Below are 24,780 nucleotides of genomic sequence, written 5' to 3'. Positions count from 1 at the left end.
TTTCACTTATCATTAATAAGTGCTCTTGTTAGAATCTTTAAATCATGAATGTTATAATATTCATGGTGATAGTAAGCCTTTACAATGAAATGCAGAGGAGAATGCAAATATGTCTAAATATATTTTATCAATTGATCAGGGAACAACAAGTACGCGAGCAATTATCTTTGACGAAAAAGGAGACCCAAGATGGAGTTCTCAAAAAGAAATTGAACAGTATTTTCCGGAACCGGGTTGGGTAGAACATGATGCAAATGAGATCTGGTTAAAAACCTTACAAGTGATCGCAAATGTCATGATTGAATCGGGTCTTGAACCGAAAAATCTGGACAGTATCGGAATTACAAATCAACGCGAAACAGCCGTTGTGTGGGATAAAGAAACTGGAAGACCTATTTATCATGCTGTTGTATGGCAATCCAAGCAAACTTCTGGAATCGCCGATCAACTGATAAATGATGGACATAAAGAAAGTATTCATAAGAAGACCGGTCTAATCATTGATTCTTACTTCTCTGCAACTAAAGTTAAATGGATACTCGATAAAGTAGAAGGATCAAGAGAACGTGCTGAAAATGGTGAGCTTTTATTTGGGACAATCGATACTTGGTTGTTATGGAAATTGACAGGTGGAGAAGTTCACGCGACGGATTACTCGAATGCAAGTCGTACAATGTTGTATAATATATATGATTTGGAATGGGATAAAGACATCCTTGAGTTACTAAATATTCCAGAATCTATGTTACCAGAAGTTTTGCCTTCATCAGGGATCTTTGGTGAGACAATGGAAGCAGTTTTCCACGGTACGAAAGTCCCAGTTGCTGGTATCGCGGGGGACCAACAAGCAGCATTATTCGGCCAGACTGCCTTTGAAAAGGGAATGGTCAAAAACACTTATGGTACCGGGGCTTTCATTATCATGAACACGGGTAAAGAACCGATCCAATCTAGCAACGGACTTTTAACGACATTAGCTTATGGACTAAACGGCGAAGTTTACTATGCTCTGGAAGGCTCAATATTTGTTGCCGGTTCTGCGCTTCAATGGTTGCGTGACGGTATGGATATGTTTAGAGAGTCACCTGAATCAGAAGAAATTGCTAAAAAAGTTGATACGACTGACGGTGTCTATGTTGTACCTGCCTTTACAGGTTTAGGCGCTCCTTATTGGGATCAAGAGGTTAGAGGATCTGTATTTGGATTGACTAGAGGAACAACGAAGAGCCACTTTGTACGGGCAACTCTTGAGTCACTTGCGTATCAAACCAGAGATGTTGTGGATGCAATGAATGAAGATGCAGGTCTGAAAACAGAAACCATGCGTGTGGATGGTGGAGCAAGTATGAACGATTTCTTGATGCAGTTCCAGTCAGACATTTCAGATGTTCATATCGAACGTTCTAAAGTTATGGAAACCACCGCTTTAGGAGCCGCTTACCTTGCAGGTCTTGCAACTGGATTCTTTAAAGATCAAGAAGAGATCAAAGCAAAATGGGAAAAAGCGAGTTCATTTGAACCGAAAATGGATGAAGAAAAAAGAGAGGATTTATATGCAGGTTGGCAAGCTGCTGTAGCGGCTGCCCAATCATTTAAATTCAAACCGAAAAAAATTAACCAAGAAGATTAACTTATATAAGGAAGGGCTGAGTGCAGTATGACTTTTTCGGCTCAAACGCGAAAAGATAATATTGACAAACTGAAACAAACAAAACTAGATTTATTGATTATTGGTGGAGGCATTACTGGGGCTGGGCTTGCGCTTCAAGCAGGAGCAAGAGAAATGAAAGCTGGACTAGTTGAAATGCAGGATTTTGCGGCTGGAACATCTAGTCGCTCAACGAAACTGGTTCACGGGGGACTGCGTTACTTGAAGCAGTTCGATGTTGAACTAGTCTCAGATGTAGCACAAGAACGTGCTGTTATTGGCAAAAACGTTCCTCATGTTGTACAACCTAGCTATATGCTTATGCCAGTCTATGATGAGCCAGGAGCTTCATTCAATGAATTTTCTGCAGAAGTCGTATTACATTTATACGATTACCTTGCACATGTGGAAGACGAATGGGCACACTACATGGTCGAAAAAGAAGCGGTCATGGAAGAAGAGTCGGGTTTGAGAACAGAAGGGTTGCTTGGTGGAGGCTACTATCTCGATTATACAAACGATGATTCGAGATTAACAACCGAAATCATTAAAAAGGCACATGACTTAGGAACTTTGATTACCAATTACGTTAAAGCTATTGATTTTATTTATGATGATGCTGATAAAATTGTTGGGATTAAAGCTGAAGATACCCTTAGTGGAGAAGTGTTTGAAATCCACGCTTCCGTTGTCGTTAATGCGGCTGGTCCATGGTCAGATGAAGTACGTAAGCATTCGAAATTCGATACAAAGAAAAAACTATTCCCGACAAAAGGTGTTCACTTTGTTGTTGATCACAGCAGACTCCCAGTTGGACGGACTATTTATGCAGATACGGGAATGGATGACAATCGTATGATGTTCTTTGTTCCTCGTAGTGGGAAAACGTACTTTGGAACAACAGATACACCATTTGAAGGTGAGTATAAAGAGCCTGATATTACTCAAGAAGACATTGACTATCTTTTAGAAGCAGTGAACTACCGTTTTCCAGAGGCAAATATCACACTAGATGATATTGAATCAAGCTGGGCAGGTTTAAGACCACTAATACAAGATGAAGACAATTCAGATCCTTCAGGAATCTCTAGGGGACATGACGTGTTCGTTTCGAAGGGCGGTCTGGTAACTGTTGCCGGCGGAAAATTAACTGATTATAGAAGAATGGCTAATGATACGTTTGAAACGATTGATAAAGAATTAGAACAGTTAGATCAGTCATTTAAGCAAGTGGATACAGCGGATATCCGTTTATCTGGTGGAGATCTTCCGGATGGCATGTCCTTCAGCGATTATGCAGATCAGCAGACATCAAAAGGGATGGAAATCGGACTGAAAGAAGACGAAGCAAGAGCTTTAGTAAATTGGTACGGAACAAATGTAGAAATTGTTTGCGGATTGAAAGACCAAGTTACAGATAGCGAACTACCACTAAAAGATGCGCTTCAGTTAGAATATGCAATTCAATATGAAATGACCTTATTACCAGAAGACTTTTTATCACGTCGTACGGAAACATTGTTATTTGATGTTCCTCGTATAAAAGAATTGAAGCAGCCGTTAGTAGATCATTTTGCTAAACAGTTCAATTGGACGGAAGAAGAAAAACACAAACGTGCTGGAGAAATCGACCAGCGTGTATCAGAAACAACGTTAAGTCAGTTTAGATAAAGTGAGATAACAAGAGTAGGAAGGGAAGAGACAATCTTTCCTTCCTCACTTATTGTTAAATTAGATTTTCTAAAGTTTCAGAATCAAAAATACACTTTACTCTATGTATGATTTAGTACATAATATTTAAATGAGATAAGTGTATGAGTTATTTCAAATGAATCAAGCATTTATTCAGATAGATTATTCAAAAAACGAGAGGGGAAATGATTTTGGACACAACTTTATGGCAACAATTGATTGGAGAATTTTTAGGGACGATGGTTCTTGTTCTCTTAGGAGACGGTGTTGTAGCGGGTAATGTTTTGAAAAAAACAAAATCCACTGATACTGGATGGGTATTAATTACACTTGGATGGGGGCTTGCGGTAACAATAGCTGTATATTCTGTAGGTTGGTTATCGCCCGCACACCTTAATCCAGCCGTGACGGTTGGAATGGCAATCACTGGTAATGTGGGATGGGGCGTAGTCGTACCTTATATTATTGCTCAAGTAGCAGGAGGTTTTGCTGGAGCAACATTAGTATGGATTCATTACATGCCACACTTTGGAGCTACAGATGATCAAGAAGCTATTTTAGCTGTATTCTCTACAGGCCCTGCTATTCGCCGTAATGCTTATAACTTGGTTTCTGAAGCCATTGCAACAACTGTATTGGTTTATGGATTACTTGCCTTTACTCAAGGAGAATTCACAGATGGATTAAATCCTGTTGTTGTCGGTTTTCTAATCGCTTCAATTGGTATCTCTCTAGGAGGAACGACTGGATATGCAATCAACCCAGCTCGTGACTTAGGACCAAGAATCGCTCACCAGATCCTTCCAATCGAAAACAAGGGAACTTCTGACTGGGGATATGCTTGGATTCCAATTGTAGGACCATTTATCGGTGGTATTGTTGGTGCCTTACTGTTTGTACTCGTTACAAATTAAACCTTAGAATATAAAGTTTGAAGAGCAATGAACCGTGTTCATAACGGATCATTGCTCTTTTTTGTAGGAATATTTTATAATCGCAAAATAAGTAATGTGTTTGAATATAATGTGTAATAAAATAGTTGAAATACCTTTTTTATTTAAAAATTCTAATAAAGCGGAGAGTGAGATATGAACATTAAAAAAGTGAACTTAGGACTTGTTCCTAAGCTACTTCTAGCAATTCTATTAGGCGTCATCGTTGGGCAATTATCTTTTATTCCTACAGTATTAATGAGAATACCCGTAACCTTTTCTAATTTATTCAGTAGTTTATTAGCCTTCATTATTCCATTGATGATCATTGGGTTCATCGTTAAAGGTATATCAGACTTAACAGAGGGTGCAGGGAAACTGCTGGGATTAGCTACAGTGATTTCATACGGTTCAACGATTCTCGGGGGTCTCGTTGCGTATTTCGTAGCCTCTGCAATTTTCCCGCTATTTATAAGCGCTCAAGGTCAAACAGATGTGCAAGAAGCGGGAGCAGGATTGACGACGCTTTTTGAAATTCCATTGGAACCGATGTTAGACGTGACAGCTGCGATTGCTTTTTCCTTTATTATGGGTATGAGTATTTCATGGTTAAAATCCCATAACAAAGGGGAAACCCTGTATCACGTATTCGATGAATTCAATTTGATTATCGTAAAGGTATTGAACACAGCCATTATTCCATTATTACCATTCTTTATCTTCGGAAATTTCGTTAGTTTAAGTTATTCAGGAGAAGTATTTGAGATTCTATCGATCTTCTGGAGAGTCTTTTTAATTGTTATTGCACTTCACTTAACTTTGATTGCACTTTGGTTTACGGTAGCAGGTCTATACCGTAAAAAGAATCCAATAGAGCTTTTAAAAAATCAAATTCCTGGGTACTTTACGGCTATAGGAACACAATCTTCCGCAGCAACAATTCCAATCAATATAGAATGTGCGCGAAAAAATGGTGTATCTAGAAAGATTCGCGAATTCATGATTCCACTTTGCGCAACGATTCATTTATTGGGAAGTATGGTCACGATTGTTTCATGTGTGTATGCGGTACTGACACTTTACGGTATGCCAGTTAATTTAGGAATGATGACGAGCTTTATCGCTACATTGGGTATCGCTATGGTTGCAGCACCGGGCGCACCAGGTGGCGCAATCATGTCAGCTTTACCGTTCTTGACAATTGTGGGAATTGATCCTACGGGAATATTGGGTAATTTGCTGATTACACTTTATCTGACTCAAGACAGCTTTGGAACAGCAGCGAATGTATCTTGCGATAATGCCATCACGCTGGTTGTTGAGAAATTATACTTTAAGTATATTGCAAAAGAAGAAGCGAGTGAGCTTGTCGAAGAAGGATAAGGAGTAGATAAAAAGCTGGATAACGGATGGAAAAGTCCGCTTATTCAGCTTTTTTATTTGAATTGTACGATAGATTAGGAAAAGGGACTTAATGGAACGGGAAATTGTGCTAAAATAATGAAATACGAATAAGTTCAAAGGAGACAATATTTTGAAAAACTGGCAGCACCGCGTGCAATATTACGAAACAGATCAAATGGGCATCGTGCACCATTCCAATTCCATCCGCTGGTTTGAAGAAGCGAGAACGTGGATGTTGGATGAAATGGGCTTTCCTTATAAAGAAATGGAAAGTCAAGGCATACTGATTCCTGTATTGGAAGCTTCGGCAAAATACATCAGTATGGTGAAATTTGGAGAAACTGTTGAGATTTCTACTAAAATGGCGCAATTCACAGGAGTCAAGATGATACTTGATTATGAAATCAGAGATAGCGTCACAAAAGAACTCAGAACAACAGGACAGACAAAACATGCTTTCTTGGACAAAGAAACCTACCGCCCACTATCACTTAAAAGAAACCACAAAGAACTATATGAACTGTTCAAAAATTCTATTGAAAACAAATAAGCGAAAGTAGGGATGATATGGATCTGATTCTACTAGTAGGTCCGCAGGCTGTTGGTAAAATGACTGTAGGGAAAGCTTTGGAAAATAAAATTGATGCCAAGCTTTTGTTCAATCACGAAACGCTGGATATCTTCGCGAGGTTTTTAGGATATACCAAAGAAACATTCGAGTTATCCGACTGGATGCGTAAGCAATTATTTAAGGCATTTATAGAAAACGAAAAAACCAATCAAACAAAAGGCATAATTTTTACTGTCGTTGTGGGATTTGACGTAGAAGAAGATTTTGATTTCTTGCGAGAAATAACGGATATGTTCACCAATCAAAACGGGCAGGTCTATTTCGTGGAATTAGAAGCCAATATAGAAGAAAGACTGAAAAGAAATAAAACGGAATTGAGACTTCAAGAAAAACCGTCTAAAAGAAATCTTGTCTTCTCAGAAAACGAATTGAAATCGAGTATGGAAAAGCATCGATTGAATTCTTTCGATGGGGAAGTAGAAGCCCAATTAAAACAGGTGCATTATCTGAAGATCAACAATTCAACTCTATCTCCAGAAGTTGTAGCTGAAAATATACAACAATGGATTTCAAGTAAGAAAGCACAAAAATAAGCCATCCGAATTTTCGGATGGCTTATTTTCTATTTACTCTTTGATTTTTAATTCATCAAGTTGGGCAACAATGGCATCTTCTCCAACATCAGCTTGAATCAATGAAGCAGCTGTGTAGGCACTTTCGATGAAGGCTGTATCGAATAGTCTGACTTCTTTATCAGATGATTCCATGGCCATTTCAAGATTCATCTTAGCACTACCCAAATCGTAGAATGCCCAAACTTTATCTTCTTCAAATGAATCCATCGCTTCTTGAATACGAGCGTAGTCTGTTCCGACTTCTCCATCATTTCCACCGACTGCTTTGATCGTTACATGTTGAGCGACTTGGTCAAGCAATGTAGATAAACCCGTCGCGATTTCATTGACGTGTGAAACGACTAACATACCGATTTCTTTACCCATTTACAACACCCGCTTTCAATAGAGTTTCGAACAGATACGCGCTAGATTGAGCTCCTGGGTCTAAGTGTCCAACAGAGCGATCACCAAGATAAGAAGCTCTACCTTTAGTGGCTTTCATGTCTTTAGTTTTCTGTAGACTTTCTTGGATCACTTCTGAAGTCAAAGCGTCTCCTTTTATGGCCTCAAGAACTGGTGCCCATTCATCGATCATGGTTTTCTCACCAGGTTCAGCTTTACCACGTTTTTGAATCCCTTCAAGACCCGCTTCAATGAGTTCTGCTAGGTCATCAGAGTCTTTTGCGACTTTCGCCATAGAGATGAAGGCAGATCCATATAAGGGTCCTGAAGCCCCACCGACTTTACTGACCAATGTCATTCCAACGTCTTTGAAAAAATCAGTTAAGTTGTCATACTCAGAACCATCTATTTTTTCTTTAACAGCAGTAACGCCACGGACCATATTACTACCATGATCACCGTCACCAATATCAGAATCTAGTTTATTTAGTGTTTCTTTGTTTTCTGTTACTTCTTGTGCAAATAATTCTATCCATTTTTTTAGTGTAGTTAATTCAACCATGTTTTTCTTCCTTTCTTGTTTTTGATCTTACCAACCGATAACATTCACGGGAGCATCTAAATAGTCTACCCACTTAGGATCTTCTAACTTCAATACTGTAAGGGAAACACCTTCCATATCGATTGCTGTCATATAGTCTCCAACTTTACGGAACTCTAGGTTCAAGCTTTCTTGATCCACAAGTAATTTTTTCACATCATTCATAAATACAAATTGTTCCATTAATGGTGTTGCACCCATACCGTTCACTAAAACAGCATATGAGTCTCCAGGAGACCAGTCGCATGTTTTTTTCAGTTGCGTCACCAGTTCTTTTGCCAACTCTTTAGAAGGCTGCAGTTTTTCACGACGGTAACCAGGTTCTCCGTGTATACCGATACCAAATTCAATTTCATCAGCCGCTAGTTCAAAACCAGGGTTTCCGACTTCTGGATTTGTAGCTGGATTTAATGCCAGTCCAATTGAAACGATATTTGGAACGACTTTGTCAGCAAGTTCTTTGATTTCTTTTAAAGACATGCCTTGTTCAGCGGCAGCCCCTAAAATCTTATGCACAAGGACCGTTCCGGCTACACCACGTTTACCAGCTGTGAAGGTACTATCTTCTACGGCGATATCGTCATCTACAACAACTGATTCTACTTCAATGTCTTCTAACTCGGCCAAATCTTTTGCCATGTCGAAGTTCATAACGTCTCCAGTATAGTTTTTAATGACTAAAAAGACGCCTTCGCCTTCGTCAGCGGCCTTAATACCTTCTAACACTTGGTCTGGTGTAGGAGATGTAAAGACTTGTCCAGCCACTGCTGAAGACAGCATACCTTGTCCTACAAAACCAGCGTGTGCAGGTTCGTGACCGCTACCGCCACCACTGACGAGGCCAACTTTACCACTTTTTTCATGTTTCCGATGGACAACCATCGTTTCTGGAATCCGTTCTACAATTGAATCATACGCAAAGACTAAACCATTTAGCATTTCATCTACTATCTGGTCCGGATTATTGATGATTTTCTTCATTGTCATTTTTTACTTCCTCCTTCTTCATGATCATTTTCATTGTAATTCATTTATACTATAAGTTCTAATAATAAGGTGTTATAAAAAGGAATTTGTTATACTATTAACGGGAAGATCATCAAATAAAATAGATTTATCAATTATTTAAAGGAGCATACAAGTGAAGACATTAGTCATTATTTCACATCCAGAATTAGATGAATCGAGTAGTCAACAATTTCTGGTTCAATCATTTCCAGAGTCAGAAAATGTGACGTTACATCATCTAGAAAAAACCTATCCAGACGGTAAAATCGACAAACAAAGAGAACAAACCTTATTGAAAGCACATGACAAAATCTTATTTCAGTTTCCATTTTACTGGTATTCTTCACCGCCACTGTTGAAATACTGGCAGGATGAAGTGTTAGAAGAACACTTTGCCTTCGGTCACAGAGGACATCAGTTAAAAGGAAAAGAATTTGGCTTAGTACTGGTTATCGGGGTAGGAGAAAAAGAATATCAAACAGGTGGGCAAGAAGGATTCAGCATTAGTGAATTGACCAAGCCTTATCAAGCACTTGCTAGAAAAACGGGAATGAATTACTTGAAGCCGCTGGAGATTTTCCAGTTTTCCTATATGACAGAAGACGAAAAAATGAAACTCTTGATCAGGTACCAGCAATGGTTGACGATTGACCGACCGGATTCTTTGCGGTCACGAGAAGAATGGATAATTCAGGAACTGGAAACCATTGATCATCAAACGCTTGACTCTGACGACAGTTCTTTTGTAATCGAGAAAGCAATCGAATTATTAGAAGATAATCGGATTGAATTAGATGAGCTTGCGATGCATATTGATCAAATGCATCAGTAAAAGGTGAATAATAAAACGTAAAGGAGATTGAATGCATGGAAGAACAAGAATGGCTACTGAACAAGTTGACAAACTTATTCAAAACTAGCAGAGATTATAAACAGAAAGCACTCATTCAAGCGACCATCGAGACGATAGAAGAACAAGAAAAACGAAAAACACAGTTACAGGGAGAACTTGATGGAACATTGTGGAGCCCTGGAAACTGGAATGGATAATAATCGTAAAAACAGTACAAAAAATACTGAATATTAGTTAAGATGATCCGAAAAATCAGTCTTAGGTCCGTATGAAAGGGATATTTCTTTTGGTAAGATGAAATCAGAAAACAAAAGAAAGGAAAAAGAGATGAGAAAACTAGTGGGTTGTTTTATAGGTTTAGTCGGGTTTGGTGTAGTTGTTGGAGGACAAACTGTACATGCAGCAGAAGATGAAAATACAATGCCGTCAATGGAAATCGAAGTTGAACTTCAAGAAGATGGCTCAGGTATTATAACAGAGCATAGAAAAATGAATATGGTAGAAGGAACAGAGTTATTCATCAATATGGAAAACTTGAATGATTCAGAAGTCAAAGACTTTTACGTGGAAGGATATACGTACAATCCAGATTGGGATTTTGATAATAGTCGTGAAGAAAAAGCAGGCACCTACGGAATGAGCACGGAAAATGGATTAGAACTCATTTGGGGAATCGGAGAATACGGCTTGAATGATTATGAATTAACCTATACAGTGACTGATTTGGTTCGTCAACTAGATGACGGACAAGCGCTAAATTGGGATTTCAATACGTTTGGTGATATCCCGCCAGAAGCAGTCAGTATAACGATTGATGGACCATTTGAATTCAACCAAGAGAACACGCTGATTTGGGGATTTGGTTACGATGGAATTGTGGAATTAGATAACGGGCAACTGGTTTCTTCCGCTAGAACAGGACTGAACTCAAATGACGCACTGGTCGTTTTGATGCAGTTTCCCGAATCTCCATTTACGGTAGATTTAACAATGGATCAGACGCTTGAAGAGCAACTGGAGCGTTCACAAGATGGTGCGACATATAACGAAGCAGAAAGTATCAATACAGGTGCGTTAATTGCCATATTTGGATTCGTGGCAGCGATTATTGCTGCAATCGGAGGATCATTGTTTGCTGTAGAATCTCGCAAAAAGAAAGCTGGAAAAATCGTTACGGGCTATGCACGTAAGAGCCAGAATAAAGGTCAAACATATGCAGATATCCCATACGAAGATGGAGACATTTTTGATATAGCCTATTTTTTAAATGAACTTCAACACGGATCTTTCGAAGATTACTTTTTTGCCTATCTATTGAAATGGTCAAAAGAAGAAAAAATCAAAATCCATAACGTACAAAAAAATAATTGGATCAGTAAAGAAATGACGGTCATTGAATTGGTAGAACAATATACAGAAGACATGGCGCCATTTGAAAAAAGAGTCTGGGAAATTCTGGAATCAGCATCAGATCTCAGTGGTAAGATTACAGAAGATGATATGAAGCACTGGTCTAAAAAGCATGTTAGAAAGCTAAGAGATCTTGCGAATGATATTAAAGAGGATTCCAAACAAATCTTGATTGAAAAAGGTTATCTTCAAACGGATTCTATTCAGTTTATGGGAGGTGAGTCTTCTTTTATAAAAGCAAGTAGAGAAGGCGACCAACTATTTGATCGAATCACTCAGTTTGGAAATCATCTAGATGATCTAGAGTCGGATGATTCACTGGCCTACAGACAAACCTTACCTTGGGTAGATTTTATTATCTGGGCCACATTGTATGGTAAAGGATCAGATATTGTAGAAAGCCTGGAAGAACTTTATCCAGAACAATTCCAGGAATGGGTAGCACACTATCCGGTCTTCTATGGTGGTTATCATAGAATGTATGGATTCTCCAACAGTATGTCATCAGGTATGCAAAGTGGTGGCTATAATGCTTCTGGAGGGGCTGGAGGTTCTACTTCTATCGGTGGCGGTGGTGGCGCTATGGGTGGAGGCGGAGGTGGTGCGAGATAATCGCATCCTCAGTCTAGAGTTTTATAAAAGGTTCGACGTGGTTTATTATGCGTCGAACCTTTTTTATGCTTTGCTTTAACAATATTAAAGAATATAATCATTTTATTAAATAAAAAATTAATTAAATTCAAATTTTATTAAAGGAGTGAACGGTGATGGACATCATCCCGCAATGGATCAGTAAGCTGGACGATGAAGATATCCAGTTTATCAGACGATTTCTGCTTGCATCAGGGTCACTGAAACAAGTCGCAGCGGAATATAGTGTGACCTATCCGACAGTCAGGTTGAGACTGGATCGATTGATCCAAAAAATCAAACTGAATGAAGAACAGCAGGCAGATACTTACATTTCCACAATAAAGCAACTGGCATTAGAAGATAAACTGGATTTCAATACAGCAAAACTATTGATTTCAGAATACCGTAAAACGAAGGAGGAAAATGAACAGGGGTCTTAATTCTATTGTGGCATTACTTTTATTAGCAGGAGGTATTTGGCTACAGATTTTTTTATCGAAATCAGAGAAAAAATGGCCAGGGTTAGTGATTCCTGTTATGTTTTTCATATGCTCGTTTTTACCTATTTTGTCTATGGGTGGCTATAGTATAGAAGAATCGAGTGTAATTTACATAGATGATGAAGGGAATGAAGTGACTGAGGTATACGAAAGTGAACCTATCTATGACGACACATCCACAGGAGAATATATAGCCATGGGTGTATCTTCTCTCCTTATTTTTAACATTCCAACAGCGATCTGTCTGGCTATCTATTATAGTGTAAGAGAAAAACAGAAAAAATCAGACCAAGTTAATAAGACGAGAATACAAGATTTGTAAATTACATATAAAAGGAGAAAATTCAATGACGAATATTATAGCGGTATTAGCACCAAACGTAGTTTTATTGATTGTATTTGGAGTCATAATAATGCTGCAAGTGCTGTTTTCAAAAACCGAAAGTAAATTTCCAGGATTAATTTTACCAATTGTCAGTCTAATGATGTCTTTTTTAATAACGCTGGGAATAGCAGCTTGGGTTAATCCCGAATCATCGAATGACTATGCAGATACCATGGATTCTGTAATTGTTGAATCAACTGACCCAGAAGAAACAGATGAGGCCGACGAGGTAGGAGTTAGTGTTTTTGGTAATAGTATGGAAAACAAAAATCAAGAGGAGATAGGTAGCCCAATCTTATTAATCGTTCTTATATTTATATTTTCTAATATACCTACTATTGTATTATCGATTGTTTATGTCAGTATTCGTAAACGAATGAACAAAGAAAAACATGTGAACCGAACGAGGATTCAGGATCTATAAAATAATATAAGTTGATTTCAAAGAAGCTGCTGTAAAATTTAAATATACAGTAGCTTTTTTATGTTCTAATTCCTCACTATGTGATTCAAATTCTTATAGTAATGAGTACTTTGAATAAAAAAAGTAAGTTGATACTGTTATAATTAAAAAGAGTCTTTTATATCATCATATAGGAGGGAAATTGGTATGGAAAAAGAGAATGACTATCCGACAGTATTTATTGCTGGAGATTCCACAGCAGCAGTCAAAGAAGAACATGAAAAACCGATGACGGGTTGGGGAGCGTATATACATAAGTTTTTGCAAAAAGAAGTGAATATCCGCAATCACGCAATCAATGGAAGAAGTACGAAGTCGTTTATTGATGAAGGTCGCTTAAATAAATTATCAAATGAATTGAAAGCCGGTGATTTTTTATTGATTCAGTTTGGGCATAATGATCAAAAAAAGGAAGATCCAAAAAGGTATGCCGCTTTCGATAAGGAGTATAAAGAAAACTTAACTCAGTTTGTGGAAACAGCTAGAAAAAAAGGGGCTTCTCCTGTGCTTTTGACATCCGTTACGCGAAGGGTCTTTTTGGAAGAGTATAAAATAGACCCAAACTCCTTAGGGAAATATCCAGAATCTACTAGAGACGTTGCAGATGAATTACAAGTGCCATTACTGGATATTCATCATTCCTCAATGATCCGTTTTCAAAGTATGGGCGAAGAGGAATCAAAAGAATGCTTTTTACATTTAGATAAAAATATCTATTCAAATTATCCTGATGGTTTAATAGATGATACTCATTTCAGTGAAAAAGGTGCCGAATTAGTAGCGAATCTAGTAGCTGAACAGTTAAAAGAGTCTATTAGTCCATTAGGAAAGTATTTAATTGATAAAAGCAAGTGAACATGATCTACTATAAAGAGTTAGATTCAAGCAGTGTTCTATGCGATTTAGAATCATGCTTGAATAATAGAACGAACAAAAAGGCTGGTATGATATGAGAGAAAACAAGTACTTGGAATTATTAAATGAAAAATTTGAACATCCAGAAGCCATTTACACTGAACTGATCAATCTGGAAGCTATACAGAACTTACCTAAAGGAACGGAGCTCTATCTGTCTGATGTTCATGGTGCAGATCAGGCGTTTAATCACATCTTGAAAACAGGTGCCGGAAATTTAAGAGAGAAAATTGGAAGTTTTTTTAGTGAAGACTGGACCGTAGAAAAAATGGACTGGTTCAACTTGTTTATCAGTTATCCCGAACAAGCATTAAAAAATAGCAAACACGCGCAACAAAAAGATAAAGGCTGGTACATGCAAATGATCAGAGATCTGATCGATTTCATGCAATTCTGTGCCGTTAAATATACGCGCTCCAAGCTCAGAAAAGCCTTACCGGAAGAATATAGTTATGTAATTGAAGAATTGCTTTACACGGATTTATCACAAAATGAAAAAGATCTTTACTACAATAATATCCTTTACAGACTCATCAGCTTAGGACAAGCAGAAACCTTTATGATTAAGCTTTGCCAAGTGATTCAAAGACTGGTTATCGACCATTTGCATCTTGTCGGAGATATCTTTGACCGAGCGAGCGGGGAAAAAGTCGTCATGGAGAGGCTGATGACGCATCATTCTATTGATATTCAGTGGGGAAACCATGATATTCTCTGGATAGGTGCGATGTACGGATCTAAAGCGAACTTGATCACGATGCTTCGAATCGCTGCACGGTATGGCTATTTATTCGAATTAGAAAAGACCTATGGATTAAATCTCAGACCGCTTTTCCTGTTTGCGGAAGAACAGTATGGGATTCACGAAAACTTCAAGCCAAAAGTCGTTGAACCAACCAATACGTTTCAAGAAGAAAGTGAAGAATTATTAACGAAAGTTCATCAGGCACTTGCCATCATTCAATTCAAACTTGAAGGACAAATTATCAAACGAAGACCGGATTTTGATATGAATGATCGACTACTGTTAGACAAGATTAATTTGGATAAAGAAACCATCACACTTGATGGTGAACAATATCCTTTGAATCATTTTCCAGTGAATCAAATTCAAGAAGACGATCCTTATCAATTGAATCCAGAAGAAGAACATATTGTTCAAACACTACTGGAAAGTTTTCAACAGTCCGAAAAACTAGTCAGATATATGAAGTTTCTTTTGAAAAAAGGCAGTATGTATTTAGTCTATAACGGCCAGTTACTTTATCATGGCTGTATTCCTTTGACAGAGTCTGGAGAGTTAGATTCATTTACTTTTGAAGGGGTGTCTTTAAAAGGGAAAGACATGCTCGATAAGTTTGAAGAGTATATTCGAACGGCTGCTTCTTCTAGACATGAAACAGAAGACTACGCTACAGATCTTCTTTGGTATTCATGGACAGGGAAAAAATCTCCTTTGTATGGAAGGGACCGTATGACGACTTTTGAAAGATACTATATCGAGGATGAATCGGTTGCTCAGGAGAATCGCAATCCATATTTTAAACTTCGAGATGATGAAAAAGTCATGACAGACATTTTAAATACATTTGATCTTGATTCAGCGGATGCAAAAGTGATTAATGGACACACTCCTGTTAAAGCCAAAAAAGGAGAATTACCAGTCAAAGCAAACGGAAGACTTGTTGTGATTGATGGGGGAATGAGTGCTGCTTATCAGGAATCAACCGGTATCGCAGGGTATTCCTTGATCAACAATTCTTATGGATTTCAGATTGTAACGCACCAGCCATTCGAATCGGTTCAGGCGCTATTTGAAAGAGGAAAAGACGAAACAAGTCTGAAGCATATCATCGACGGTAAACTTGAAAGAAAGCTCATTAAAGATACGACAATTGGAGAAAGCCTCCAAGAACAAATCAATGATCTTCAAAAATTGCTTTATTATTTGAAACGCAAATCTTCTAGTAGTATATAAAGTAAGAAAAATTGGATTGGTTTTTTGTCCCTTTAAGAGACCAATCTTTATTGAGTGAGTATACCGAGTAAGGTATACTAGATATTAAGAAAACGCTAACTATTAGGAGGCAATTATGACTAAGAAACAAGCAATATTATCACAATTAAAAGAAAATTATTTATTTGCAGTCATCAGAGGGAACTCTGCTACTGAAGCAACAGAAATTTCTGAAGCGGTATACGAGGGTGGCATTAAAAATATTGAAGTAACGTTTACGACACCACAAGCGGACGAATCTATCAGAGACCTTTCGAAGAAATACGAAGGGACAGATATGGTTATCGGAGCGGGAACCGTTATGGACGACATTACAGCGCGTATCGCCATTATTGCCGGTGCAGAATTTATTGTGAGTCCTAACTTTGTTCCTGAAATCTCCAAAGTTTGTAATACTTATGCCGTACCGTACTTGCCAGGTTGTGCTTCTGTCACAGAAATCACAAGTGCTATGGCAACAGGTGTTGAAGTTGTTAAAGTCTTCCCGGGTGGCATACTTGGACCCGCATTTATTAAAAATGTTCATGGACCGATTCCGCAAGTTGAAATGATGCCTTCAGGCGGCGTCAGTTTAGAAAACATGCATGAATGGGCTGCAAATGGTGCTTGGGCAGTAGGGATTGGTAGTGCATTGACACAAAACCTTGCAAGCGATGGCTATACCAGTGTTACTGACATATCTAAGAAATTTGTAGATAAATATAACGAAATCAAATAAGGTGGTGGACTGAATGACAGACGTACTATTACTAGGAGAACCGATGGGGTTGTTTTCTGCAACAGAATACGGGTCATTGAAAGAAGCCACTTCTTTTAACAAATCGGTTGCTGGTGCAGAGATCAATGTAGGGATCGGTCTTTCGAGATTGGGACACACAGTCCAATATATTTCAAAACTGGGTAAAGACCCAATTGGTGAGTATATCTATGAAGCACTTGAAAAAGAAAAGATCGGCACGGATTATGTCACGTTTGATGAAATTTATCGAACAGGGTTAATGTTGAAAAACAAAGTCAAAGGTGATGATCCTGATACAGCTTACTATAGAAAAGGGAGTGCCTTTTCTACCTTGTCAGTTGATGATGTAAATCAAATCGATTTTGACCAAATCAAAGTCCTTCATGTGACAGGTATTCCGCCGGCATTGAGCGCATCTGTCAGAGAAGTGACCGAACATTTGATGATTAAAGCAAAAGAAGCTGGCACTTTTATCACATTTGATCCAAATTTAAGACCTGCACTCTGGGCTTCAACAGAAGAGATGCTAGAAGTCTTGAATACTCTAGCAACTTATGCAGATGTTGTTCTGCCAGGTGTTTCCGAGGGTGAAACGTTGATGGGCTCTTCAGGAATTGAAGATATTGCACGTTTCTATCATGAAAAAGGTGCTAAAATTGTGATTACGAAGAGTGGAAGTCAAGGAGCTTTCGTTTCTGAAAAAGGGAACGAAACAGTGAATGTACCAGGATTCAAAGTAGAAGAAGTTGTTGATACCGTTGGAGCTGGAGATGGGTTCGCAGTCGGTATTCTTCATGCTTATTTAGAAGGATTGAGCTGGAAAGAAGCGGCAAAGCATGCGAATGCAATCGGTTCTCTGCAAGTTCAACATGCTGGAGATAATGAAGGATTACCTACAAAAATGGCTTTAACAACTTATATAACTAACCATAGTTAACATAGAATAAGCTTAGCTGTCCCAATCATGTGGATAGCTAAGCTTTTTTTCGATAAAAAATATGTGTCCTTTTTACTCTCAATTAAAAAGGACACATATTGGTGAATCAATTATTTAGATGCTTCAGTTGTTTTTGGTACAAGCATATAAGTGATCGCAAACGAAACGGACAATGCGATGATCATACCGATAATGATAAAGATGAAATATTCTCCGACATAAGCCGGTAAGCTGAATACACTAGATAGAATATAACCGTAGATTCTAACTCCAAAGAAGCTGATGAAAGCAGAAGCGATAGAACTACCTATAGTAGCTGCAATAAATGCTTTAGCATTTTTAGTCAGAATACCGAATAATGCAGGTTCTGTAATTCCAAGGAATCCAGAAACGACTGCTGACAGTGCGATACTCTTTTCTTCTTTGGTGTTTAGTTTTACATACATTGCCGCAGTAGCACCAGTGATAGCCATGTTTGCCATGAACATCATTGGCATAAGCATGTCGTATCCTTGGTTGGCGAAGTTTTGAAGTGCGATAGGCGTCATTGCATGATGGAGACCAGTGAAGACTGCAATTGGTCGAATACCACCAACGACGATTCCTGCCAAAATGGGAGAAACACCAAACAGCCATTCAACACCAGCTGCTAGCCAGTTCCCTAAATAAATACCAGCAGGACCGATAACCACAAGTGTTAAAATACCTCCTACAAATAGAGATAAAGTGGGTGTAAAGACAGTTCTGAGAACTTCTGGAAGAAGATTATCAATGAATCGGTGGATATGACTCAACGCCCAGATGGCAATAATGATTGGAATGACCGTTCCAGCATAACTAAAGACTGGAACAGGTAAAAATCCAAACAAATTGAATTGATCAATGACACCTTCAGCTACGGCGTTTGTCATAGCCGGTACTTGCAGACTTGCCGCTATGGCAATCGCCAAGTACTGATTGGTTTTGAATATTCTTGCAGCAGATGCAGCTACAAAGAATGGTAAGAAGGTAAAGACACCTTTTGAGATCATATCAATAACAATATAAGTGTGAGATTCATTGCTGATAATATTTAATGCACTTAACCCTGACATCAATCCCATAATCATACCGGCACCAGCAATAGCTGGAACGATTGGTCCAAATACGCCTGATACGATATCCATGAAAGTAGAAATCAGTCCCTTGCGTTCCGCAGGCCCATTTGAACCAGCGTCAGCTGATGATTCTTCTGTGTCCATTCCTAAAAGTGACGCAACCGTTTCGTAGTACTCGGTTACATTTGTTCCGATGACAACTTGCAGTTGTTCATTTTTATGATTTGTACCAACAACTGCTTGTTCTTTTAGTAAGGCGTCATGGTCTACGATATCGTAGTTCTTTAGCTTGAACCTCAATCTCGTCATACAGTGCCAGACGTTTTGGATATTTTCTTTTCCCCCTACATTTTCAATGATGCGTTTCGCAACATCATGATGTTTCATATACCTCTTCCTTTCCCTATTGGATGTGTCCGTTTACAGTTAGAATCATAACAAATAAAAAACCATCCGTAAACCAGTCCTAAACTGAATGCATTTGTTAGTAAACGTTGATATATAGAGATTTTTAAAGAGTGGTAGCGTTAATTGGAATGGTATTAATGGTGTAATGGACTGTTTATCAGTCCAAATTGACAGCGTTCTATCCTTCATGTTCTAATACTATTAGATCAAAGATTAGCAGGAGAGGAAGTAGTGATTTGAAACCCACTATTATTACCGATATCAAAAGTTACGGTATTAGACCGGACAGACACAATCTCGTCATTGTAAAAGTTGAAACTGACAAAGGTGTTTCTGGTTTTGGATGCGCAACTTTCCAATTTAGACCAAAAGCCGTTCAATCAATCGTGGACGAATATTTGAAACCTTTACTAGTAGGAAAAGATGCCAATGAAATTGAAGATATTTGGCAGTTGATGTACGTGAATGCGTACTGGCGCAATGGGCCTGTTTTAAATAATGCCATTTCTGGAGTGGATATGGCGCTTTGGGACATTAAAGGAAAACTGGCTGATATGCCTCTTTACCAATTACTTGGAGGACGCTCTAGAACAGCGATTCCAGCATATACACATGCAGTGGCAGATACAATGGAAAATTTAACAGAACAAATCGACCAGTACATGGCAGAAGGCTACCGTTATATTCGTTGTCAATTAGGATTTTATGGTGGAACAGCAGAAAGTATTCAAGCACCAGATCAAGCCATTGATGGCAGTTACTTTGATCAGCAAGACTATATGGATACAACCCTTAAGATGTTCGAAGAAGTTTATGAAAAATACGGGCATTCGTTCCAAATGCTACATGATGTCCATGAAAGACTACATCCAAACCAAGCTGTTCAATTCGCCAAGAAATCTGAACCGTATAATCTTTATTTTTTGGAAGATATTTTGCCTCCCGACCAGACAGATTGGTTAAGTCAGGTAAGAAGTCAGACTGCTACACCAATCGCAATTGGTGAGTTATTCAATAATCCAATGGAATGGAAATCCATTATTCAAAATCATCAGTTGGATTACTTGAGAGTTCATATCTCGCAAATTGGGGGGATTACACCAGCACTTAAATTGGCACATTTATGTGATGCATATGGAATCAGAGTGGCTTGGCATACACCATCTGACATTTCTCCTATTGGACTGGCCGTTAATACACATTTGAATATTCACTTACACAATGCAGCGATTCAAGAAAATATTGAATTAAAAGATAACACAAAAGCATTATTCAAAGATGCTCCAGAACCGGTTAAAGGGTATTTCTATCCGATTGATCGTCCAGGAATTGGTGTTGGATTTGACGAGGAACTAGCAGCGTCATTCCCCGTCGTTTACCGTCCACATGAATGGACTCAAAGCCGTTTGCCGGATGGTACGTTGTTTACGCCGTAAGTCAGATATTTGTTCTACGAGCTTGATGACCCTTTTTATCAAACGGCGTAATATAAGTACAAGTATAATCGATTGCGGTGAGCTCGCTGTACTCATAAACTTTTCCATCGTTCAGCAGGCACCTGTTCTCGATTTTCATAGCTGGAGTATTGCGTTTGCACATCAGTAACTCTGCTTGTTTTTTGGAAAGGGTCACTGGACTATAACTGGTAATATAATGGGAGATAGCGAACTTTTTGCTTAATACGTATTCCTGAATCGACTGTTCAATAATCTCTTCCGTCAAATCAGGGAACATTGAAACTGGCATTTTAGAACGCTCGATCTGTTCGATTTTGTAATCAACAATCCGAACCCGTTCAAATGTCCAAATTTCTTCAGAATCCGTTAGTTGAAAAATCTGCTCCTCTTCAGGGGTGGATTTTTTCTTTTGGAGTGAAATGACACGTGAAGTAATTCGTTCGTAAGGCGTTCTAGTCAATGTATTAAAAATCAAGGGGTTCATCTGAAATTGCTTTTTCACATACATACCAGATCCTTGAATCGTCTGAACGATTCCAATTTCTTCTAACGTTTTGATGGCCTCTTGTATCGTGTATCTTGAAACTTGATAAGTCTCAGCCATGGTGCGCTGGTTCGGTAATTTTCCGTCTTTGAATTGTTCCTGATAGATTTTACTTAATAAATCTTGAATCACGAATTCTCTTTTTTTCATTTCAGCACCTCTTTAAATGGTTTTAGGTTAAATTCGTTTAGAAAAAAAGACCGGTGCTCTTTTTCAGCTCTCTAACAGATTATATAAGCTGGTTTGGGAAAAAGAAAGGAGTTTGAAAGTCAAGGACCTGAATGCTTGGCATATATCTTGACACTACAACTTGTGAATGCTATAACTAAGTTGCAAGTGATAATCATTCTCACTATGGAACAACTCAGAAAAAGGAGTGTTAGATCATGACAGTCAAGGACATAACGATTATTGGTGGAGGTCCAGCTGGATTATACGCAGCTTTTTATGCAGGGATGCGTGATTTAACGGTACGGATTATCGATACTCAAAAATCTCTTGGCGGGAAGGTACATTTCTATCCTGAAAAGTTAATCTGGGATGTTGGTGCGTTACCAGCACTTACTGGTGCTAAACTCATTGATCAAATGGTTGAACAAGGTCTGACGTTTGATCCAGAAATTGTGTTAAACACCAGAATCATTACATTTGAAAAAACAGAAGATCAGTTATTTGAAACGGTTAGTGATTCAGGAGAAATTTTTTTAAGCAAGCAAATCATTGTTGCTACAGGTGGAGGGTTATTTAATCCCAAAAGGTTGCCTCTACAATATGATAGTCATTTTGAAGAAGCAAATTTACATCATAACGTATACAGATTAAACCATTTCAAAGATAAAAAAGTGGTAATTGTTGGTGGAGGAAATTCAGCAGTGGACTGGGCAAATGATTTGCTTGAGGTAGCTGGAGAAGTACATTTGATTCATAGAAGTGAAACGTTCAGAGCTCATGAATTCAATGCTAGAAAGCTTCAAAATTCTGATGCAATGATACATACACATACTTTAGTTAAAGAATTGATTCCGGATCCTTCTGGGAAATATATTCACTCAGTTCGCATCAGAAATCATCACACCAATCATGATGAACAGATTGAGTTAGATGAACTAATTGTGAATATTGGATTCGATAATGAACTGAATTTTCATCATGATCCTGCTCTGAAATTCAATCTGAAAGATGATTACTATATCGAGGGTTCTTCTAAAGCTGAGACGGCTGTTGAAGGCGTTTATGCAATTGGCGATATATTAGATTATGAGGGGAAAGTTCGCTTAATAGCTGGTGCCTATAATGATGCTGCGAATGCCGTTAATCAAATCAAGCTTGCTCTAGATCCAACGGCAGAAGAAAAAGCGCAAGTCTCTTCTCATAACGACAAATTCAAGGACAAAAATCAGGGAAAGAAAAACCGATATTACTCATAATTGTCTACACCACAGAAAAGGAATGGCTATGGAACAAATCAGAAAAAGACAATTGAACAAGAAAGCAACAAAACAAAGGATTCTTAAAAGATTTCAATCTAAATCTGCGGCTACGTATTTTGCGATCAGTCTTACGATACTTTTAGTTACGATGATTCTTTCTGTTTCTTATGGAGCAGTGCAGATCAACTGGACAGTGATCACAGAATCACTGCTGCGTTTTGACGTACAAAATACACAGCATTTGATTCTATATGATTTAAGATTTCCTAGAGTACTGGCGGCTGCTTTGATTGGGGCATTTCTTGCAATATCTGGAGTTATTATGCAAGGGTTAACCCGTAATCCTTTAGCTTCTCCTTCAATAATGGGGGTTAGTTCAGGGGCGGGCTTTATGATTGCGCTCGCTTTAGCACTGTTTCCTCATACTAGTCAAATTGGTTTGATTTTATGGGCGTTTACCGGTGCCGGTCTAGGTGCAAGTATGGTTTTCTCTGTAGGGTTATTTTCTAAAAGAGGACTGACACCTGTTAAATTGGCATTAGCAGGTGCTGCTGTCAGTGCACTGTTACAGTCTGCTTCTACAATGCTTGCGATGTATTTTAATGTAACCCGTGATATCAGCTTTTGGTATGCAGGAAATATAGCGGGAATATCAACTAGTAGTGTGCGTCTCGCGTTAATCATAGCTGTAATTGGGTTTATATCAGCTGGTTTACTATCTCGTTCTTTAACGCTGATGAGTCTAGGGGATGAAGTGGCGAAAGGTCTTGGACAAAGAACCGGTCTCGTCAGAGTTTGGGGAATTTTGATTGTTTTATTACTAACAGGGACGGCTGTATCCATCTCCGGTACAATTGGATTTATAGGATTAATCATTCCACACATAACTAAAAAAATGATAGGAATGGATTACCGGTGGTTGATACCGTTCTCAGCGGTTATTGGAGCCTGGTTACTGGTTACAGCAGATATTGTTGCACGTATGGTCAACCCACCATATGAAACACCCGTTGGCGCTTTAACTGCGTTGATTGGTGTACCATTCTTCCTTTTCTTGGCCAGAAAAGAAGGAGGTGGACTCATCTGAATACACACAAGATCATCTTTAAAAATATCCACTACTTAATACTAGCTCTGATCGGTATAATTTTTCTAATGGGGCTGCTCAGTTTAGCTACAGGGCATTTGTCCATATCACCGAGCGAATTAGTGGAAACGGCTCTTGGAAGAGGTAGTAGACGTAACGAGCTGTTACTTTTTGAATTCAGGCTGCCCCGCCTTTTTATCGCTATCTTAGCAGGGGCTGCATTAGGCGTAGCGGGAAGCTTGCTTCAAGGGATCACTCAAAACGAGTTAGCGGATCCAGGAATTCTTGGTATCAATGCCGGTGCCGGATTGTCTGTTGTTCTTTATTTGACTTATGTTTCTAACCGAGCAACCACTTCACCGTTAGCACAAATGATGACGCTACCCTTTGCTGCGTTTTTAGGCGGACTATTAGCGGCCTGTTGTATCTATATTGTCGCTTGGAAAAATGGGGTTACTCCAATTCGGTTGATTCTAGTAGGAATCGGGGTAAATGCCGGATTTGGTGCTGTACTAACGCTGTTTCAGTTGAGAATGAACCAGAGTGCCTTTAATCAGGTCACTGTCTGGCTATCTGGATCGATCTGGAACGCCCATTGGTCAGCTGTAATGAGTTTACTACCTTGGGTATTGATTTTGATTCCATTAAGTTTGTATAAATCCAGAACCTTGAATTTACTTCAGCTGGGAGATGAGATGGCAACAGGGCTTGGTGTAAATACAGAACAGGAAAGAATCAAGCTGGTTGCGATAGCAGTTGCCCTTACTGGTGCAAGTGTATCGGTTGCTGGTGGGATTTCATTTCTCGGATTAGGTGCACCGCACATTGCAAGAAAACTAGTTGGAAACAAATATCAGAGACTTGTGCCAACTGCAGCATGCATAGGAGCCATGATATTACTCATTTCCGATATGATTGCAAGGAATCTCTTTGCACCATCTGAATTGCCGGTCGGCTTGATCGTAGCTTTTCTAGGAGCGCCGTATTTTATCTATCTTTTAATCACAACAGAAGCATAAAAAATGGAGGA

24 protein-coding genes and 1 pseudogene are annotated in these 24,780 nt (G+C 38.7%); 20 read left to right on the top strand and 5 right to left on the bottom strand.

Annotated elements, in window-relative coordinates:
- Positions 1–109: 109 nt before the first annotated feature.
- The 6 genes from glpK to LG377_RS10905 all read left to right on the top strand — a co-directional run bounded on the left by glpK (position 110) and on the right by LG377_RS10905 (position 6,840).
- Positions 110–1,630 carry a glycerol kinase GlpK gene (glpK, locus tag LG377_RS10930; RefSeq protein ID WP_225744757.1) on the top strand — a complete coding sequence of 507 codons (1,521 nt, stop codon included), beginning with the start codon at positions 110–112 and terminating at the stop codon, positions 1,628–1,630.
- A gap of 27 nt (positions 1,631–1,657) precedes the next feature.
- The gene (locus LG377_RS10925) at positions 1,658–3,319 is read left to right on the top strand and encodes an FAD-dependent oxidoreductase (protein ID WP_225744756.1); all 1,662 of its coding nucleotides are present in this window, start codon (positions 1,658–1,660) and stop codon (positions 3,317–3,319) included.
- 206 nt (positions 3,320–3,525) lie between these two features.
- Entirely contained in the window at positions 3,526–4,254 is a 729-nt protein-coding gene (locus LG377_RS10920) for an MIP/aquaporin family protein (RefSeq protein ID WP_370632573.1), read from the top strand.
- Between the two features lie 174 nt (positions 4,255–4,428).
- On the top strand, positions 4,429–5,655 hold the full coding sequence (locus tag LG377_RS10915) for a dicarboxylate/amino acid:cation symporter (protein WP_225744754.1): 1,227 nt from the start codon (positions 4,429–4,431) through the stop codon (positions 5,653–5,655).
- A 151-nt stretch (positions 5,656–5,806) separates the two neighbouring features.
- Positions 5,807–6,226 carry a thioesterase family protein gene (locus tag LG377_RS10910; protein ID WP_225744753.1) on the top strand — a complete coding sequence of 140 codons (420 nt, stop codon included), beginning with the start codon at positions 5,807–5,809 and terminating at the stop codon, positions 6,224–6,226.
- A gap of 17 nt (positions 6,227–6,243) precedes the next feature.
- Complete coding sequence (locus LG377_RS10905; RefSeq protein ID WP_225744752.1) at positions 6,244–6,840, top strand: AAA family ATPase; 597 nt, start codon at positions 6,244–6,246, stop codon at positions 6,838–6,840.
- Between the two features lie 33 nt (positions 6,841–6,873).
- Here LG377_RS10905 and LG377_RS10900 read toward each other — a convergent pair whose 3' ends face one another.
- Genes LG377_RS10900 through dhaK form a run of 3 tightly spaced genes read right to left on the bottom strand, consistent with a single transcriptional unit; the run spans position 6,874 to position 8,848 of the window.
- A complete protein-coding gene (locus LG377_RS10900) occupies positions 6,874–7,248 on the bottom strand; it encodes a PTS-dependent dihydroxyacetone kinase phosphotransferase subunit DhaM (RefSeq protein WP_225744751.1) in 375 nt (124 codons plus the stop codon).
- The gene (dhaL, locus tag LG377_RS10895; protein ID WP_225744750.1) at positions 7,241–7,828 is read right to left on the bottom strand and encodes a dihydroxyacetone kinase subunit DhaL; all 588 of its coding nucleotides are present in this window, start codon (positions 7,826–7,828) and stop codon (positions 7,241–7,243) included. Before dhaL ends, LG377_RS10900 begins: the two co-directional genes overlap by 8 nt.
- Before the next feature lie 27 nt (positions 7,829–7,855).
- Positions 7,856–8,848 (bottom strand): dihydroxyacetone kinase subunit DhaK, encoded by a 993-nt coding sequence (gene dhaK, locus LG377_RS10890; protein ID WP_225744964.1) that lies wholly within the window; start codon positions 8,846–8,848, stop codon positions 7,856–7,858.
- Between the two features lie 160 nt (positions 8,849–9,008).
- Here dhaK and LG377_RS10885 point away from each other — a divergent pair, with 160 nt between their 5' ends.
- The 10 genes from LG377_RS10885 (at position 9,009) to LG377_RS10840 (ending at position 17,727) form a co-directional block, all read left to right on the top strand.
- Positions 9,009–9,707 (top strand): NAD(P)H-dependent oxidoreductase, encoded by a 699-nt coding sequence (locus tag LG377_RS10885; RefSeq protein WP_225744749.1) that lies wholly within the window; start codon positions 9,009–9,011, stop codon positions 9,705–9,707.
- A gap of 35 nt (positions 9,708–9,742) precedes the next feature.
- Complete coding sequence (locus LG377_RS10880; protein WP_225744748.1) at positions 9,743–9,925, top strand: hypothetical protein; 183 nt, start codon at positions 9,743–9,745, stop codon at positions 9,923–9,925.
- Between the two features lie 130 nt (positions 9,926–10,055).
- Positions 10,056–11,750 (top strand): DUF2207 domain-containing protein, encoded by a 1,695-nt coding sequence (locus LG377_RS10875; RefSeq protein ID WP_225744747.1) that lies wholly within the window; start codon positions 10,056–10,058, stop codon positions 11,748–11,750.
- 155 nt (positions 11,751–11,905) lie between these two features.
- Positions 11,906–12,211 carry a DUF2089 family protein gene (locus LG377_RS10870; RefSeq protein WP_225744746.1) on the top strand — a complete coding sequence of 102 codons (306 nt, stop codon included), beginning with the start codon at positions 11,906–11,908 and terminating at the stop codon, positions 12,209–12,211.
- Positions 12,212–12,218: 7 nt separating this feature from the next.
- The gene (locus LG377_RS10865) at positions 12,219–12,593 is read left to right on the top strand and encodes a hypothetical protein (RefSeq protein WP_225744745.1); all 375 of its coding nucleotides are present in this window, start codon (positions 12,219–12,221) and stop codon (positions 12,591–12,593) included.
- A gap of 25 nt (positions 12,594–12,618) precedes the next feature.
- The gene (locus LG377_RS10860) at positions 12,619–13,080 is read left to right on the top strand and encodes a hypothetical protein (RefSeq protein WP_225744744.1); all 462 of its coding nucleotides are present in this window, start codon (positions 12,619–12,621) and stop codon (positions 13,078–13,080) included.
- Positions 13,081–13,266: 186 nt separating this feature from the next.
- A complete protein-coding gene (locus LG377_RS10855; protein WP_225744743.1) occupies positions 13,267–13,974 on the top strand; it encodes a rhamnogalacturonan acetylesterase in 708 nt (235 codons plus the stop codon).
- A gap of 94 nt (positions 13,975–14,068) precedes the next feature.
- Positions 14,069–16,012 (top strand): fructose-1,6-bisphosphatase, encoded by a 1,944-nt coding sequence (locus tag LG377_RS10850; protein ID WP_225744742.1) that lies wholly within the window; start codon positions 14,069–14,071, stop codon positions 16,010–16,012.
- A gap of 115 nt (positions 16,013–16,127) precedes the next feature.
- Positions 16,128–16,769 carry a bifunctional 2-keto-4-hydroxyglutarate aldolase/2-keto-3-deoxy-6-phosphogluconate aldolase gene (locus tag LG377_RS10845; protein WP_225744741.1) on the top strand — a complete coding sequence of 214 codons (642 nt, stop codon included), beginning with the start codon at positions 16,128–16,130 and terminating at the stop codon, positions 16,767–16,769.
- A 13-nt stretch (positions 16,770–16,782) separates the two neighbouring features.
- The gene (locus tag LG377_RS10840; RefSeq protein ID WP_225744740.1) at positions 16,783–17,727 is read left to right on the top strand and encodes a sugar kinase; all 945 of its coding nucleotides are present in this window, start codon (positions 16,783–16,785) and stop codon (positions 17,725–17,727) included.
- 134 nt (positions 17,728–17,861) lie between these two features.
- Here LG377_RS10840 and LG377_RS10835 read toward each other — a convergent pair.
- Positions 17,862–19,211: pseudogene (locus LG377_RS10835) on the bottom strand (PTS transporter subunit EIIC); the annotation flags it as partial.
- Between the two features lie 257 nt (positions 19,212–19,468).
- Between LG377_RS10835 and LG377_RS10830 the strand changes: the two are divergent.
- Positions 19,469–20,668 carry an enolase C-terminal domain-like protein gene (locus LG377_RS10830; protein ID WP_225744739.1) on the top strand — a complete coding sequence of 400 codons (1,200 nt, stop codon included), beginning with the start codon at positions 19,469–19,471 and terminating at the stop codon, positions 20,666–20,668.
- Position 20,669: 1 nt separating this feature from the next.
- Here the strand turns inward: LG377_RS10830 and LG377_RS10825 are convergent, their stop codons facing one another.
- Positions 20,670–21,383 (bottom strand): GntR family transcriptional regulator, encoded by a 714-nt coding sequence (locus tag LG377_RS10825; protein WP_225744738.1) that lies wholly within the window; start codon positions 21,381–21,383, stop codon positions 20,670–20,672.
- Positions 21,384–21,619: 236 nt separating this feature from the next.
- Between LG377_RS10825 and LG377_RS10820 the strand changes: the two genes are divergently transcribed.
- From LG377_RS10820 to LG377_RS10810, 3 genes are all read left to right on the top strand, one after another.
- On the top strand, positions 21,620–22,660 hold the full coding sequence (locus tag LG377_RS10820; RefSeq protein WP_225744737.1) for an NAD(P)/FAD-dependent oxidoreductase: 1,041 nt from the start codon (positions 21,620–21,622) through the stop codon (positions 22,658–22,660).
- A gap of 28 nt (positions 22,661–22,688) precedes the next feature.
- Positions 22,689–23,750 (top strand): iron ABC transporter permease, encoded by a 1,062-nt coding sequence (locus LG377_RS10815; RefSeq protein ID WP_225744736.1) that lies wholly within the window; start codon positions 22,689–22,691, stop codon positions 23,748–23,750.
- A 68-nt stretch (positions 23,751–23,818) separates the two neighbouring features.
- Positions 23,819–24,769: an iron ABC transporter permease gene (locus LG377_RS10810; RefSeq protein WP_225744735.1), complete on the top strand. Its 951-nt coding sequence runs from the start codon at positions 23,819–23,821 to the stop codon at positions 24,767–24,769.
- The last annotated feature ends 11 nt before the right edge of the window (positions 24,770–24,780 follow it).

It is taken from the genome of Marinilactibacillus sp. Marseille-P9653, from assembly GCF_916618885.1.
Lineage (GTDB): Bacteria > Bacillota > Bacilli > Lactobacillales > Carnobacteriaceae_A > Marinilactibacillus.
This window is presented reverse-complemented; position numbering and strand designations above follow the sequence as displayed.

Bases quoted from the DNA above. Each gene is read 5' to 3' on its own strand.
- LG377_RS10905 (WP_225744752.1), top strand. From the start codon at position 6,244: ATGGATCTGATTCTACTAGTAGGTCCGCAGGCTGTTGGTAAAATGACT.
- dhaK (WP_225744964.1), bottom strand. From the start codon at position 8,848: ATGAAGAAAATCATCAATAATCCGGACCAGATAGTAGATGAAATGCTA.
- LG377_RS10820 (WP_225744737.1), top strand. From the start codon at position 21,620: ATGACAGTCAAGGACATAACGATTATTGGTGGAGGTCCAGCTGGATTA.
- LG377_RS10855 (WP_225744743.1), top strand. From the start codon at position 13,267: ATGGAAAAAGAGAATGACTATCCGACAGTATTTATTGCTGGAGATTCC.
- glpK (WP_225744757.1), top strand. From the start codon at position 110: ATGTCTAAATATATTTTATCAATTGATCAGGGAACAACAAGTACGCGA.
- LG377_RS10845 (WP_225744741.1), top strand. From the start codon at position 16,128: ATGACTAAGAAACAAGCAATATTATCACAATTAAAAGAAAATTATTTA.
- LG377_RS10880 (WP_225744748.1), top strand. From the start codon at position 9,743: ATGGAAGAACAAGAATGGCTACTGAACAAGTTGACAAACTTATTCAAA.
- LG377_RS10860 (WP_225744744.1), top strand. From the start codon at position 12,619: ATGACGAATATTATAGCGGTATTAGCACCAAACGTAGTTTTATTGATT.
- LG377_RS10840 (WP_225744740.1), top strand. From the start codon at position 16,783: ATGACAGACGTACTATTACTAGGAGAACCGATGGGGTTGTTTTCTGCA.
- LG377_RS10915 (WP_225744754.1), top strand. From the start codon at position 4,429: ATGAACATTAAAAAAGTGAACTTAGGACTTGTTCCTAAGCTACTTCTA.
- LG377_RS10810 (WP_225744735.1), top strand. From the start codon at position 23,819: ATGGGGCTGCTCAGTTTAGCTACAGGGCATTTGTCCATATCACCGAGC.
- LG377_RS10875 (WP_225744747.1), top strand. From the start codon at position 10,056: ATGAGAAAACTAGTGGGTTGTTTTATAGGTTTAGTCGGGTTTGGTGTA.
- LG377_RS10925 (WP_225744756.1), top strand. From the start codon at position 1,658: ATGACTTTTTCGGCTCAAACGCGAAAAGATAATATTGACAAACTGAAA.
- dhaL (WP_225744750.1), bottom strand. From the start codon at position 7,828: ATGGTTGAATTAACTACACTAAAAAAATGGATAGAATTATTTGCACAA.
- LG377_RS10920 (WP_370632573.1), top strand. From the start codon at position 3,526: ATGATTTTGGACACAACTTTATGGCAACAATTGATTGGAGAATTTTTA.
- LG377_RS10850 (WP_225744742.1), top strand. From the start codon at position 14,069: ATGAGAGAAAACAAGTACTTGGAATTATTAAATGAAAAATTTGAACAT.
- LG377_RS10900 (WP_225744751.1), bottom strand. From the start codon at position 7,248: ATGGGTAAAGAAATCGGTATGTTAGTCGTTTCACACGTCAATGAAATC.
- LG377_RS10825 (WP_225744738.1), bottom strand. From the start codon at position 21,383: ATGAAAAAAAGAGAATTCGTGATTCAAGATTTATTAAGTAAAATCTAT.
- LG377_RS10870 (WP_225744746.1), top strand. From the start codon at position 11,906: ATGGACATCATCCCGCAATGGATCAGTAAGCTGGACGATGAAGATATC.
- LG377_RS10815 (WP_225744736.1), top strand. From the start codon at position 22,689: ATGGAACAAATCAGAAAAAGACAATTGAACAAGAAAGCAACAAAACAA.